Source organism: Niallia sp. 03133 (genome assembly GCF_052663225.1).
The window spans coordinates 183,488-198,465 of the sequence record NZ_JBQTCY010000008.1; the positions used below are offsets into that span (position 1 = coordinate 183,488).

The window sequence follows — 14,978 nt, forward strand, 5'->3', positions numbered from 1 at the left end:
ATGGACAACCCTTTTTTTAAAGAGTAAGAAAGCATAAGTTTTCTGAAGTCAGATAGCTGTCTAGCTACAGCGCCTATTGCCTATCGAACTTCAGGTCTTACGGCAATGAGCAAGGCGCTTGCGCTTTTCTTAAGACTTAGACAGAAGTTGGTTTTTTATCTACTGGAATTTCTTTTAACGCTAAGAAGATGATGAATAATCCTACTAGCCAGTTTAACACTGAGCCATTTGGAACAGTTGTATGGAGGGCATCCATTACAATAAAAAATACGGTAGGCAATGTAATGCTGTAGGCTGTAATTCTCCAAACCTGAGAATAAGACAACGAGCGGCCTAATATTCTAGAGAACAGCCTTCCAAAAATAGCGAGAATTAAAGTTTCAATTGTTTTGGAAACAAGCATGATGACAAAATAAACAACTGCCAGCACAGTAATTATAACCGGAAACATAGAATCCAATGTTTGCAGGAAGGAGTGGACATCATCGTTTGTAATGTTGACATCACCAAAGTTTGCATACTCGAATGCTTGTGTTTGTCCTGCTGTTGAAATGACTAGCTCCTTTTTGAGAAGTGCTACAGTATTGCCAGAAGTGCTAATGTTATCGGCATTATATGTACCAGTAGAATCAATAATAATCGTTATATCATCTTTATTGATGAAGGTAGGCTCCTTGTCATCTGAGTGAAGCTCCTGATTATTTATCGAAAAAGAAAGAGATTCTTCCTCTATCGTATTCGCTAAAGAATGCACTCCATCGTTCATTCCTTTGCTTAAATAGTATAAAGTCGGAATGGATGCCAACAGGGAGAGAAGGACCAGATAAAGAATGGTTTTTCCATTTCCCTGCAAGCGAAAGGCAGCTATATCTCTTGGAGAATAGATGCTTTTAAAAAATTGCTTAAAAATATTCATTTTGACACACCCTTTTAAATATTCACTACTATTTTATCCTCGTCTGTGGTGAGTTACAAGTTTCATGTATAATGGACTAGGAAAAGATACAGAAATGCTTCATTCAAAAATGATTCTCCATTAAAAAAGAGGGTAAATGTAATAAGACTAAAACTTAGTTGGATATTGAAATAAATTTTGATGAAAAAGGAGTTAGAATGTGAGCTATATTTACTGGACAATTATAACGGTGCTTTTTATTATTGCTTATATTGGATTAGTATATCCTATTATACCGAGTGTGCTATTTTTGCTTGCTGGATTTTTCGTGTATGGATTTGTATTTTCATTTGAGCCGTTTTCGGTTCTTTTCTGGGTAATACAAGGCATGTTTATCCTTTTATTATTTTTGGCCGATTATTTAGCAAATTTAATAGGTGTAAAAAAATATGGGGGATCGAAAGCTGGTGTTTGGGGGAGTACGATTGGATTGCTGGCTGGTCCATTTATCATTCCCGTACTGGGGATATTAATTGGCCCATTTTTAGGAGCTGTTATTGCGGAACTTGTAGTAAATAGAACGAATTGGAAAACAGCTTTAAAGGTCGGAGCAGGATCATTAATTGGCTTTCTCAGCAGTGTTATTACAAAAGGACTCATTCAAACAATTATGATTATTTACTTTTTATTTCAAGTTCTATAACCGATGGAATGCACTAGGTATTAGTGCTGGCTTCTCCTATCAAAAAAACAAAGAAAGAAGAAGCCAGCACTTTTTCGAAGGCAATAAAGGGTGAACTATTCTTCTTCAAGCACTTCGTGTTTAATTCAACCCGCAAACATCTGCTGGGCAGTTTTGACAATCAACAGATTGCTTTAAAAAAGCAATATTTTTAATCGTAAATTTTTGATTAGAATAAGAGATAATGTCAGCTTCGCGCAATTCCTTTAATATTCTTTGCATGACTTCTCTAGTTCCAAAGGTCATATTAGCAAGCTCTTGATGGGTAAGTGGGAAATCAATCAATATTCCTTCATCTGTTTTTTTTCCGAAAGAATGGCATAATCGAATCAAGATACTGTATAATCCACCTTTTTTGCCATTCATAATTAAGTCCTGGCATTTCATATGTGCTTTTAAGTAGCCTGTACTTAACCAGCTGGTTAAAGATGTTAACAGAATGGGATCTTTTAATACGGTTTCTTCAAATTCCTCTCGATCAATAGTTAATATTTCACAATCTGTAATGGTTCTAGAGAAAAAGTGATATCTGGGAGAACGTTTAAATAATTGGTATTCAAGGAGAGCTTCTTCATCATGAAGTATCTTTAAAATAAATTCTTTCCCTTTTTCATGAATTCTCCCTAAGGATAACGTACCGTTTAGCAAAATATAAATCTTATTAACAGGATCTCTTTCTTGAAAAAGCAAGGTTCCTTTTTTTACATTTATTATTTTATTTATATCAAAAAAATTTTGGATTAATAAACTGTATAAAGATAATTGTATTTCTGACATCATATTAGCACTCCTCCAAACATACTTACATCTTGATTAAAGGATATTGTGAAAAAATTGTCAATCTTTAATTGGGAAAAAATAGGTGGTTTTAATGAACGCTGCTGCTAATTGTTTTGTGTAAGCATTGGTGCGGTAAGGAAGAGGCTAATAATGACAATTTTGCGAACTTCTATCCTTGTATAAGACTAACCCTTTTCCATTATCTTTTCTGCTTCTCTTTTTTTGTTATCCTTTTTGTGACATAAATCACAAATGTGTGCTTTTTTATTAAACGAAGCCTTCATATATTTTTTTAACATAACAAGGTTTATTAAGGGGGAAATTAGGGTACTTTAAGGTTGTCAAAAGAAGAGCAAATTGTTTGAAAGAATAAAATTTATTTGCTATTGTTTACTCAAAGGACTTCTTATATTAATAGTGTAGAAATAGGTTTATTACTATTATTAAAAGAAGTAATTTAAAAAATATAACCAGTACATAGGAGGAACAAAAATGTCTTTTACATTACCACAATTACCTTATGCTTATGATGCACTAGAACCACATATTGATAAAGAAACAATGAATATTCATCATACGAAGCACCATAACACGTATGTAACCAATTTAAATAATGCATTAGCAGGAAATACAGAGCTTCTTTCTAAAACAGTAGAAGAAGTTGTTTCTAATTTAGATGCAGTGCCTGAAGCTGCTCGTACAGCAGTTCGCAATAATGGCGGAGGACATGCAAACCATTCTTTATTTTGGGAAGTTATCTCTCCTGAAGGCGGCGGAGAACCAACTGGCGATTTAGCTAGTGCAATCGACAGCAAATTTGGCAGCTTTGAAAATTTCAAAGAAGAATTCTCTAAAGCAGCTACAACTCGTTTTGGTTCAGGTTGGGCTTGGCTAGCTGTCAACAATGGAGAATTAGAAGTAACAAGCACACCTAACCAAGATTCGCCATTAATGGAAGGTAAAACACCAATCCTTGGGTTAGATGTTTGGGAGCATGCTTATTACTTAAATTATCAAAATCGTCGTCCTGAATACATTAATGCATTCTTCAACGTTATTAACTGGGAAGAAGTTTCAAAACGTTACCAAGCAGCAAAATAATAAATAACGGTTTAATTTCGACGGAAACACAATATAGTACTTATATTGCCCAAAAGATTTCATAAATGAAATCTTTTGGGCATTTTTATATTGTTTAATGTTTATCCATTTACCAATTTTGTATTTCCCGCTTTCATGAATAACGAGCTTGTTTTTGTTAGAAACTACCCTAGAACAAAGGGGAGTTTTTTATGATGAAAACAAATAAAATGCTTGGAAATGTAGAATTAACAAAAGATTTAAATTTATTGTTGCTTATCGGAGGATTATATGCTTTAAGTATTGCTCTTTCCAATACATTCGTAAATATATTTTTATGGAAGCAGTCTGGAGATTTTAAAGATTTAGCCTTGTATAATATGGCAATCATTATCTTTCAATTAGTAACGTTTATATTAGCTGGCAGATGGGCAAAAAAAATTGACAGAGTCATCGTTTTTCGAATTGGCGTTATTTTTTTAGCGCTGTTTTATTTGTCTGTATTGCTTATTGGTGATAATGCATCCTCCTTCTTATTATTATTAGGGTGTTTGCTTGGCATTGGCTACGGTTTTTACTGGCTGGCATTTAATGTATTGACATTTGAGGTAACAGAACCGGAAACAAGGGATTTTTTTAATGGATTTTTAGGCATATTATCATCTGTTGGCGGCATGATCGGTCCGATAGCAGCAGGATACATTATTTCTGCCTTTTCGAAGTCCTCTGGATACATGGTTGTATTCGGTATTTCCTTAGGGTTATTTTCTCTTGCTGTTGTTTTAAGCTTTTTTTTAAAAAGGAGGCCTGCAAGCGGACAATTTTTATTTAAACGAATTATTAAAGAAAGGCAAAATAATTCCAATTGGCGCTACATAACGACTGCGCATTTTTTCCAAGGCTTAAGGGAAGGAACATTTGCTTTTGTGATTACCGTTTTTGTATTTATTGCAACGGGAAGTGAAATGGCCTTGGGGAAATTTGGCTTAATCAATTCAGGAATCTCGTTTTTAGCATATTATATTGTTTCGAGAACAATCAAAAATGGCAATCGTAATAAAGCCATTTTAACCGGAGGAACATTATTGTTTTTATCCATGTTTATTATCATCTTTGATTTTTCTTATACGAAATTATTGATTTATGCAGGAGTGATCGCAATTGCCTATCCATTAATTCTTGTTCCTTATACGAGTTTAACATTTGATGTAATTGGGAGAGGCTGGAATGCTGGAGAAATGAGAATAGAATATATAGTTGTTCGGGAAATGTTCCTAAATTTAGGCCGTTTGTTTTCTGTACTTATCTTTCTTGCAGCTGTAGTGTTCTTTGAAACAGAGCAGATATTGCCCTATATTTTATTTGCTTTAGGAACTGGACACTCCTTTATTTACTTTTTTACAAGGAAAATCCATTTTGAACCACTTTGATAAAGTAAACTTCCATCAGTGGGGGTTTTCCTCATCCCCCACTGATGGTTAGTTGCACTTATCGGACCTTTACGGGCGAGTTTCAACGCCTATCTTCCTCGATTTCTCGGAATCTTGAGGCGGGGGTATTACTGCCCGTTAAGAGTGGGATAAAACGACTTTATAGCAGTGCAGCGGTGATTCACAAAAAATCATGCTGTACTGCTTTTTTTAGTTTGACTCTTTTCGTATAGATTGTTGTTTGTTCCCCCACATAACCCACAGACTGAATACACTTCGCTTTCCGCGGGGCTACGCCTGAGCCGCTTCGTCGTTTCACTACTGTTTTCTTCTCGCCTATCTAAGCAGGAGTCTACGTTTATTCAGGCTGCTCAGTAATTCTAAAGGGTTTTTCAAACATAAGTGCCAAAATCAACAATGAGCTATACATAGCCTTTTTATAAGTAGAAACTGGAATAAATTAATGATTTAACCTAGATATAACCAAAAATATCCTATAAAATAGGGAGTGTGGGGAAAGAGTGGTGTTTTAAATGGGGAATAAGAAAAAAAAGAAAAAAAATCAATTTCCACTTCGGTTAAATTTATTGTTTTTTGCTGTATTTTTGCTGTTTTCAGCCTTAATTATGCGATTAGGCTTTGTACAGATTGTGTACGGAGATGAATATAAGCGGGAATTAGAAAAAAAAGAAGACGTTATTATCAGTACACAAGTCCCACGTGGACAAATGTATGACAGAAATGGGAACGTTATCGTCGGCAATGCCGCCAAAAATGCGATAACGTATACAAACTGGGGCGTAAAGCCAGATGAAATGAGAAAAACCGCAGAAAAGCTGGCTAATTTGATCACTTTGGATACAGATAAGGATCTGAAAAAAATAACGGAAATAGATAAAAAGGATTTTTGGATCTTGCTGCATAATGATGAAGCAAAAAAGAAAATTTCGAAAAAAGAAAATGCTGGATTACAAGAGCAATATTCCAATGATTCGAAAAGATATCAAAAAGCATATAATGAGTTGCTTCGCTCAAGAATTACGAAAAAAGAAATAAACAGCTTTTCTAAGTTTCAGCTCGAAACATTGGCAATTTACCGTACGTTTAACAGCGGCTATTATTATACACCTGTGATGGTTAAAAATGAGGGTGTTTCAGAAGAGGAGTTTGCAAAAGTAAGTGAACATTTAGCTGAACTCAAAGGAGTGGATACGATAAAAGACTGGGATCGGACGTTTGCTTATGATAATACACTGAAAACCGTCCTTGGAAAAGTCAGTTCTTCGCAAAGAGGAGTTCCTGCTGAACAAAAGGACCAATACCTCGCTAAGGGCTACAATATGAATGACCGAGTCGGTCTCAGCTATTTAGAAAATGAATATGAAGATATATTAAAAGGACAGAAAAAGAAAGTTAAATATATAAAAGATAAAACTGGAAATATTGTAGATTCCACGACCATTTCTAATGGAGAACCGGGAAAAGACCTTGTATTAACCATCGATATGAAGCTGCAGCAGGAAGTAGACAAGATTATTGAAGAAGAATTAAGAGCAACAAAACGAAGTTATGCTGGCACCTATTTGTTAGATCGAGCCTTTGTAGTATTAATGAAGCCAAAAACAGGAGAAGTATTAACCATGTCCGGCAAAATGCTTGGCAAAGACGAAAATGGGAATACAGAGATGCAGGATTTTGCGCTGGGAAATATTACGACATCTTATAATGTCGGTTCTGCTGTAAAAGGTGCTATGGTGTTAACTGGATATAAAGAGGGAGTTATTCATCCTTATACGCCGATTAATGATGAGGTTATGCATATACCAGATTCTCGACCTTTTAAATCTTACAAAATAATGGGGACTATTAATGATTTAACTGCTTTACAGCAATCTTCCAATGTTTATATGGCTAAAACGGCCATTAGGATTGGAAAAGGCCATTATGTGCCCAATAGACCATTGGATATTGATCCTGCAGCATTTTCAAAAATCCGAAACTCTTTTAATGAATTTGGTTTAGGAGTTAGAACAGGAATTGATTTGCCAAATGAAATGGCAGGTTATAGAGGACCAGAATTAACGCCTTATCAATTAATGGCTTTATCTATTGGACAATATGATACATATACAAATATGCAATTAGCACAATATGTATCAACTATTGCCAATGGGGGATATCGCATTCAGCCGCATATGGTAAAGGAAGTAAGAGAGTCTTCCAAAGGAGAAGATGGTCTTGGCGCCATGGTTCAGGAAATCCAGCCGAAAGTTTTAAATAAATTAGATCTACAGCCTAGCTGGCTGCCGCAGGTTCAAAGAGGATTCCGAATGGTTATGCAGCCAGGTGGAACTGGTTCACTATTTGCCGGAGCTTCCTATCAGCCGGCTGGAAAGACTGGAACAGCACAGGCCTTTTATGATGGACCATTGCGTAGCAATTACGGGAAAAATGCTCCTCAAGTAATGAACGTAAGTCTTGTGACTTATGCTCCTTACGAAAATCCGGAAGTGGCAATGGCTGTCCTTGTGCCATGGGTGTATACAACAGATCGAGGTCCTTCACCTAATATGACGATCGGGAAACGAGTGATGGATAAATATTTTGAATTAAAAAAAGAAGAAAATAATTAACATCTAAAGCGGGCTTCCTCATTCGTACAGAATGATTAAGGAGCCTGTTTTTTTATGGATAAAAAAGGGGAAAGCAACAGTATTTTTTTATGAGAGAAATTTCTCTTCAGAAGTGGAAGATAGGAATCATCCTGCTGCGGCAGCAAATACTATAGGCATTAGGAATATTAAAAATAATTAATTACTAATTGAAATGGGATATTCTTCAAACAGGTTATTAATAGAATTATGCTATCATTTCAATTACAATAGTTAAAGAATGAAAAAGAAAGAGTGGTTTGAAGTTGGGAAAGAAGAAGAAAAAGACATTGCCAATTCGTCTTAATATAATTTTCTTTGGAGTATTTTTATTATTTTCTGCTTTAATACTCCGTTTAGGGTTTGTACAAATTGTATATGGAGAAGATTATAAAAGAGAATTAGAAAAAACAGAAGACATAACGGTGAATACATCTGTGCCTCGTGGGAAAATTTATGATTCAACAGGAAAAACAATTGTTGATAATAAACCGAAAAATGCCATTACGTATACCAATTCCGGTGCCAAGCAAGAAGAAATGATAAAAACGGCTAGATTATTGTCACAATATATTAAAAAAGATACAAAAAAGGTAACAGATCGGGATAAAAAGGATTTTTGGGTCATGCAGCATCCGGATGAAGCGGCTAAACTAGTTTCATCCACTGAGAAAAAGAAGCTGCTGGAAAAATTTACGGATCAAGATGAATATAATCAACAAGTGTATCAATTACAGCTAGAAAGAATTACAGAGAAAGAACTTCAAACAGTAACAAAAAAAGATTTAGAAGTAATCGCTATTTATCGCGAATTTACAAGTGGCTATAAACTGACGCCGCAAATTGTAAAAAATAAGGATGTTTCAGCTAAAGAACTTGCAACGGTTAGCGAAAACTTAGAGAAGCTGCCTGGGGTTGATACAACCACAGATTGGGATAGAATGTATGCGTTTAAAGATACATTAAAATCAGTGTTGGGCAATGTAAGCTCTTCTGATAGAGGCTTGCCTGAAGAAAAACTGGACTATTATGAGGCAAGAGGATATAGCAGAAACGATCGAGTAGGTACGAGCTATATAGAAATGGAATATGAAGATGTCTTAAAAGGGCAAAAGGAAAAGGTTCGCAATAAAACAGATAAAAGCGGCAATATCACAAGCACGGAAGTAATTACGGAAGGAAAAAGAGGGAATGATCTTGTTCTTTCTATTGATATGGAATTGCAGCTGAAAGTTGAAAAAATAATAGAAGAAGAATTAAAAAAAGCGAAACAATCACCAGGAACCAAGCTTTTGGATCGTGCATATGTCGTTTTAATGGATCCTCATACGGGAGAAGTCTTGTCTATGGCTGGGAAACGGCTAGTAAAGGATGAAAAAACAAGCAAAACAGAAATACAAGATGATGCTCTCGGCAATATTACAACAACGTATAATGTCGGATCGGTTGTAAAGGGTGCTACTGTTTTAGCTGGATATAAAACAGGTGCCATTTCTCCTGGAACCGTTCAAAGTGATGAAGGAATTAAAATAGCGGGAACGCCATTAAAAAAATCATGGACTTATATGGGAAACATTAATGATTTAACGGCATTGCAAAGATCCTCAAATGTTTATATGTTTAGAACTGCGATTAAAATTGGCGGAGGCCAATATGAATTTAATCAGCCGTTAAGCATTAGCCCAACTGCATTTACAACGTTGAGGAATTATTATGCTCAATTTGGTTTAGGAGTTCGTACAGGAATTGATCTGCCAAATGAACAAACTGGCTTTAAAGGCTCCAATACACAAATGCCGGGTTTTCTCCTTGATTTATCAATCGGTCAGTATGATACGTATTCAACGATGCAGCTTGCTCAATATGTTTCCACAATTGCCAATGGCGGCAGCAGGATGGAACCGCATATTGTCAAAGAGATTCGGGATCCGGTATCTGACGATAAGGGACTAGGACCAGTTATTGAAACAATTAAACCGAAAGTTTTAAATACAATTGATGCAAAGCCAGAATGGATAAAAAGAGTGCAGCAGGGATTCAAGATGGTGGCGCAAACGCCAAAAGGAACGGCTTATACTGCTTTTGGAGGAAAAACCTATTCGCCTGCAGCTAAAACAGGTACAGCACAAGCATTTTATGATGGACCTTCCAGAAGTGAATATAAGGAACCACCTGAAGTATATAATTTAAGTTTAATCAGTTATGCACCTTCGGATAATCCAGAAGTAGCGATGGCTGTGATGGTTCCATGGGCTTACCAAGGCAGCGTTGATAACGGCATAAATAAAAAAATAGGCGAAAGAGTATTTGATGCATATTTTGAATTAAAAAAAGAAAGATAAATAAACAGTTAAACAAAAGAGAAGGAATAATAAAATAAAAAAGGACAAAACTAGTAGAAATAGTTTTGTCCTTTTTTATTTTAAAGCATTAACCAAAAATATATACAAGGGAGGCTGTATTTAATATGAATTTTTCCATGTTTATAAAGAAAAAGTGAGTATTGAAATCGACAAAATACCAAATAATCCAGCAAATTTACATAACCTTTACATTAGGTTAAAACATGATTAACACAAAGAACTTATAGTTAGTTTGTAAACAAAACAACCATCCTTAGGGGGAATAGAGAAAATGAAGAGCTTTAAACGTTTAGGTTTTACCGCATTATTAGGAGCTGTGCTTACACTAACTGCTTGTGGCGGTGGGGCATCCAACAACACTGATAATGCTGGAAAAGAAGACACAAAGCAACTCCAAGGTCAAATAAAATTAGATGGTTCATCCACTGTTTATCCTATTATGGAAGCAATTGTAGAAGAATATCAAATGGAGCAGCCGAATGTAAAAGTATCTGTAGCTTCTTCTGGTACAGGCGGTGGCTTTAAAGCATTTATTGCAGGAGATACTGATTTAAGCAATGCTTCACGTCCAATTAAAGATGAAGAAAAAAAGCAATTAGAAGAAAAAGGAATTGACTATACAGAACTACGATTAGCTTATGACGGATTATCCGTTGTTGTAAATAAAGACAATACATGGGTTGATCATTTAACATTAGATGAGTTAAAGAAAATTTGGCTGGAAGATGGAAAACCGAAAAAATGGTCGGACATTCGTAAAGGATGGCCAGAAGAAGAAATTAAATTATATTCACCTGGTACAGATTCCGGAACATTTGATTACTTTGATGAAGTTATTTTAGAAGAAAAGCCGATTGCTCAAAAAGCAACTTTATCTGAAGACGATAATGTATTAGTACAAGGGGTTACTGGTGATAAAAATTCTATTGGCTACTTTGGTTATGCTTATTATGCGGAAAATAAAGACAAATTGAAAGTAGTTCCAATAGATGGTGGAAATGGTCCAGTTGAGCCAACAAACGAAACAGTTAAAAGTGGAGAATATGCACCATTATCAAGACCATTATTCACTTATGTGAAAAATGATTCTTTGAAAAAAGAAGAAGTGAAAAATTTTGTGGATTTTGTTATCAATAATGCTGGTGATCTATCTGAAGATGTTGGTTATGTTAGACTTCCAGATGAAGAATATAAAAAAGACTTAGAGTTAATTAAAGCAGTCAAGTAGAAAAGTTTGTTTGATGGAAAGCTTTGTATTTAGCTTTCCATCTTGGCATGTGGATAAAGGGGGATCTTCAATATGAGTGTGCGAAACTCAACTCAGCAATCACTTTCTGTACAACAGATGATTGAGGAAAAAAAGAAAAAAGGAAGTGTAAATCAAGTTCTGGAAAAGCTGATGCCAAAAGTATTAATGGTAACGGCAGGGCTGTCAATATTAACGACACTAGGAATATTATTTACACTGCTTTTAGAAACATTTACTTTTTTTGAACGTGTTTCTTTTTGGGAGTTTGTAACAGCTAAAAAATGGTATCCATTTTCAGAGCCAGGTTCTTTTGGGATTATGCCATTGATTTCCGGAACATTAAAAGTAACGGGAATTGCAGCTATTGTAGCAGTCCCAATTGGGTTGGCATCTGCCATTTTCTTAAGTGAATATGCATCCGATAATACAAGACGTATTATTAAACCGATACTAGAGGTTCTTGCAGGTATTCCCACAATTGTTTATGGCTTTTTTGCCTTAACATTTGTAACACCTGTTTTAAGAGGAATTATGCCTTCCCTTGAAATGTTTAATGCTTTAAGTCCAGGTATTGTCATCGGAATTATGATTACGCCGATGATTGCTTCCCTTTCAGAAGATGCGATGAGTTCTGTACCCCGCTCTATGCGTGAAGGAGCATTAGCATTAGGTTCGACCAAATTGGAAGTGGCATTAAAGGTAGTGCTGCCTGCAGCTATTTCAGGAATTGTAGCCTCCATTGTCTTAGCATTATCAAGAGCAATTGGAGAAACGATGATTGTGGCAGTAGCTGGCGGAAGTACACCAAACTTAAGCTTAAATGTGACAGAGTCAATTCAGACGATGACAGCGTATATTGTTCAAGTAAGTCAAGGTGATGCAGGATATGGCACAACGATTTATTATAGTATTTATGCTGTAGGGTTTACGTTGTTTTTATTTACTTTATGCATGAATTTACTTGCTCAATTTATCTCTCGTCGTTTTAGGGAGGAATACTAATGAAATTAATTGATCATACAAAAGTTTTACAAAGAATGAAACCAAGAAGGATAAAAAATATCCTCTTGCGTGCACTGTTCTTTTGTGCAACGATGTTTGGACTAGTAGTATTGGGAATCCTTTTTTATCGGGTATTGACTCAAGGAATTGGCTATTTAGATTTACAATTTCTGCAAAGTTTGCCATCTCGTAAACCAGAGCAGGCGGGAGTATATACGGCTCTCATTGGAACGGTTTGGCTAATGGCAGTTGTTGCTCCTGTTTCTTTATTAATCGGGGTAGGAACAGCTATCTATTTAGAAGAATATGCTAATAAAAACAAATTAACAGCTTTTATAAAATTAAATATTTCGAATCTAGCTGGAGTCCCATCCATTGTATTTGGTTTATTAGGTTTAACGATATTTGTTCGAGCATTGTCTTTAGGTACAAGTGTAATAGCAGCGGGGTTGACGATGAGTTTATTAGTACTTCCTGTTATTATTGTTTCTGCACAGGAAGCAATAAGATCGGTTCCGAATGAACTAAGAGAAGCATCTTTAGGGATGGGGGCGACAAAATGGCAGACTATTGTCCGCGTCGTAATGCCTGCAGCGATTCCAGGGATTTTAACGGGAGGAATCTTAGCCTTATCTCGTGCGATTGGAGAGACAGCACCGCTGGTTGTTTTAGGTTTGCCATTGTTTTTAGCATTTTTGCCAAGAACAGTTTTTGATATGTTTACTGTTTTGCCAATGCAAATATACAATTGGACTGGAAGACCACAGGAAGCATTTCAAGATCTGGCAGCAGCAGGAATCATTGTATTATTAGGATTATTAATTGTGATGAACTCAGTGGCAGTGATTATTCGAAATAAGTTTCAGAAACGGTATTAGTCTTTTGATATGGATAAAGGGGGATTCAAAATGAACAGTACAGTAATCGCAAAACCAACGAGAGAAGGAAAGATGACAAGCATGCCGAATAATAACATTGTGTATAAAACAAATCAATTGAATTTATGGTATGGTGAAAATCACGCGCTAAAAAACATTGATTTAGATATACAGGAAAATGAAGTAACATCTATTATTGGGCCATCAGGATGCGGAAAATCAACTTATATTAAAACATTAAATCGAATGATTGAGCTGGTTCCAGGTGTAAAAACTTCAGGTGAAATAAACTATCGTGGACGTAATATTTTTGACAAAGACTATGGAGTAGAAGAATTACGTACAAAAGTAGGCATGGTATTCCAAAAACCTAACCCATTTCCAAAGTCGATTTTTGAAAATGTAGCATATGGTCCGAAAATTCATGGAATTCGTGATAAAAAAATATTAAATGAAATTGTGGAGAAAAGTTTAAGAGGTGCTGCAATTTGGGATGAAGTAAAAGACCGACTGCACCAAAATGCATTTGGATTATCAGGTGGGCAACAGCAGCGTTTATGTATTGCGAGATGCTTAGCGATTGAACCAGATGTTATTTTAATGGATGAGCCAACATCTGCATTGGATCCTATTTCTACATTAAAAGTAGAAGAGCTGGTTCAAGAATTAAAAGAAAACTATAGTATCATTATTGTGACACATAATATGCAGCAGGCTGCCCGCATTTCAGATAAAACAGCATTTTTCTTAAGTGGGGAAGTAGTTGAGTTTGATCAAACAGATAAAATTTTCTCTAATCCGACGGATCAACGAACGGAGGACTATATTACTGGGCGTTTCGGATAAAGTGAACCTTTCCATCAGTGGGGGGTTGCTTCATCTCCCACTGATGGTTAGTTGAACTTATCGGACCTTTACGGGCAGTTATCCCCCACCTAGCATCCTCGATTTCTCAGCATTCCCGAGGTGGGGGTCTTACTGACCGTTAAGTGTGGGATAAATGCAAGCTATCTACGCATAAGTTTGCGTTATCAAATGTAATATAATATAAAGGAGCGGAATCGGATGCCAGTTAGAGAAAAATTTGAATTAGGTTTAAAAGAGCTGCAATTAAAATTAACGGAACTTGGTGAGTTTTCCATAGATGCGCTGCATCAATCATTGAAAGCGTTGGAAACAAAAGATATTGAGCTGGCGCTTGAGATAATTGATAATGATGCAAAGGCTGATATGATGTATGAAGAAATTAATGATTTTGCTATTTTGCTTATTGCGAAACAGCAGCCTGTTGCTATTGATTTAAGAAGGATCATAGTGGGCATAAAGATCGCTACAGATATAGAACGGATTGCAGATTTTGCTGTAAATATTGCAAAAGCGACGATTCGAATAGGCAATCAGGAATTAGTGAAGCCGATTGTCCATGTGAAAAAGATGCTGGAAATTACAAGCAACATGCTTCAGCTTGCAATTAAAGCTTTTAATGAAGAAGATACAAAGATTGCAAAAAAAATAGCAGACATGGACGACGAAGTAGATCATCTTAACGGACATGCGATAAGCGAGCTTATGGAAATCAGCAGGCAAAATCCGGAGTATGTACAACAGATCTCTCATCTTGCTTTCGTTTGCCGTTATTTAGAACGGGCAGCAGACCATACAACCAATATTGCTGAAAGTGTGTTTTATTTAGTAAAAGGAAGGCACTATGATTGGTAAGAAACCATTTCTAAGGACAATAGCCTAAGGGCTGATGCATTGGTTCTCATTGCCCATGTTAAAAACACCTAATCTGGCATGTTGTTAAAAAAATCTCTCTTTCACAAATTTGGCTGGAACCAAATAGTGAAAAGAGAGATTTTTTTATAAGGCTGTTTTTCGTATAGATTGTTGCTTTTAAACTCGAAG

Annotated in this window: 12 protein-coding genes; 10 read left to right on the forward strand and 2 right to left on the reverse strand. The window is 35.8% G+C overall.

The window, feature by feature from the left end; translation table 11 throughout:
• Positions 1-136 precede the first annotated feature (136 nt).
• Positions 137-916: a DUF1189 domain-containing protein gene (locus ACTYBU_RS13095; protein WP_445490397.1), complete on the reverse strand. Its 780-nt coding sequence runs from the start codon at positions 914-916 to the stop codon at positions 137-139.
• A gap of 199 nt (positions 917-1,115) precedes the next feature.
• Here ACTYBU_RS13095 and ACTYBU_RS13100 point away from each other — a divergent pair, with 199 nt between their 5' ends.
• Positions 1,116-1,598, forward strand: coding sequence for a DUF456 domain-containing protein (locus ACTYBU_RS13100; RefSeq protein WP_445490399.1), 483 nt, complete (start codon positions 1,116-1,118; stop codon positions 1,596-1,598).
• A gap of 120 nt (positions 1,599-1,718) precedes the next feature.
• Here the strand turns inward: ACTYBU_RS13100 and ACTYBU_RS13105 are convergent, their stop codons facing one another.
• A complete protein-coding gene (locus tag ACTYBU_RS13105; RefSeq protein ID WP_445490401.1) occupies positions 1,719-2,417 on the reverse strand; it encodes a Crp/Fnr family transcriptional regulator in 699 nt (232 codons plus the stop codon).
• A 492-nt stretch (positions 2,418-2,909) separates the two neighbouring features.
• Between ACTYBU_RS13105 and ACTYBU_RS13110 the strand changes: the two genes are divergently transcribed.
• The 9 genes from ACTYBU_RS13110 to phoU all read left to right on the forward strand — a co-directional run bounded on the left by ACTYBU_RS13110 (position 2,910) and on the right by phoU (position 14,789).
• A complete protein-coding gene (locus tag ACTYBU_RS13110) occupies positions 2,910-3,518 on the forward strand; it encodes a superoxide dismutase (protein WP_445490403.1) in 609 nt (202 codons plus the stop codon).
• 191 nt (positions 3,519-3,709) lie between these two features.
• Positions 3,710-4,927, forward strand: coding sequence for an MFS transporter (locus ACTYBU_RS13115; protein ID WP_445490404.1), 1,218 nt, complete (start codon positions 3,710-3,712; stop codon positions 4,925-4,927).
• A 533-nt stretch (positions 4,928-5,460) separates the two neighbouring features.
• Positions 5,461-7,560 (forward strand): peptidoglycan D,D-transpeptidase FtsI family protein, encoded by a 2,100-nt coding sequence (locus ACTYBU_RS13120; RefSeq protein ID WP_445490406.1) that lies wholly within the window; start codon positions 5,461-5,463, stop codon positions 7,558-7,560.
• Between the two features lie 278 nt (positions 7,561-7,838).
• On the forward strand, positions 7,839-9,920 hold the full coding sequence (locus ACTYBU_RS13125) for a peptidoglycan D,D-transpeptidase FtsI family protein (RefSeq protein WP_445490408.1): 2,082 nt from the start codon (positions 7,839-7,841) through the stop codon (positions 9,918-9,920).
• Positions 9,921-10,212: 292 nt separating this feature from the next.
• Positions 10,213-11,169 (forward strand): phosphate ABC transporter substrate-binding protein PstS family protein, encoded by a 957-nt coding sequence (locus tag ACTYBU_RS13130; RefSeq protein ID WP_445490410.1) that lies wholly within the window; start codon positions 10,213-10,215, stop codon positions 11,167-11,169.
• A 72-nt stretch (positions 11,170-11,241) separates the two neighbouring features.
• Positions 11,242-12,192, forward strand: a complete 951-nt coding sequence (pstC, locus tag ACTYBU_RS13135; protein ID WP_445490412.1) for a phosphate ABC transporter permease subunit PstC — start codon at positions 11,242-11,244, stop codon at positions 12,190-12,192.
• Positions 12,192-13,070, forward strand: coding sequence for a phosphate ABC transporter permease PstA (gene pstA, locus ACTYBU_RS13140; protein WP_445490413.1), 879 nt, complete (start codon positions 12,192-12,194; stop codon positions 13,068-13,070). The genes pstC and pstA overlap by 1 nt, the downstream gene beginning before the upstream one ends.
• A 72-nt stretch (positions 13,071-13,142) precedes the next feature.
• Positions 13,143-13,916, forward strand: a complete 774-nt coding sequence (gene pstB, locus ACTYBU_RS13145; protein ID WP_445490539.1) for a phosphate ABC transporter ATP-binding protein PstB — start codon at positions 13,143-13,145, stop codon at positions 13,914-13,916.
• A gap of 219 nt (positions 13,917-14,135) precedes the next feature.
• Positions 14,136-14,789, forward strand: coding sequence for a phosphate signaling complex protein PhoU (gene phoU, locus ACTYBU_RS13150; protein WP_445490415.1), 654 nt, complete (start codon positions 14,136-14,138; stop codon positions 14,787-14,789).
• Positions 14,790-14,978: the final 189 nt, after the last annotated feature.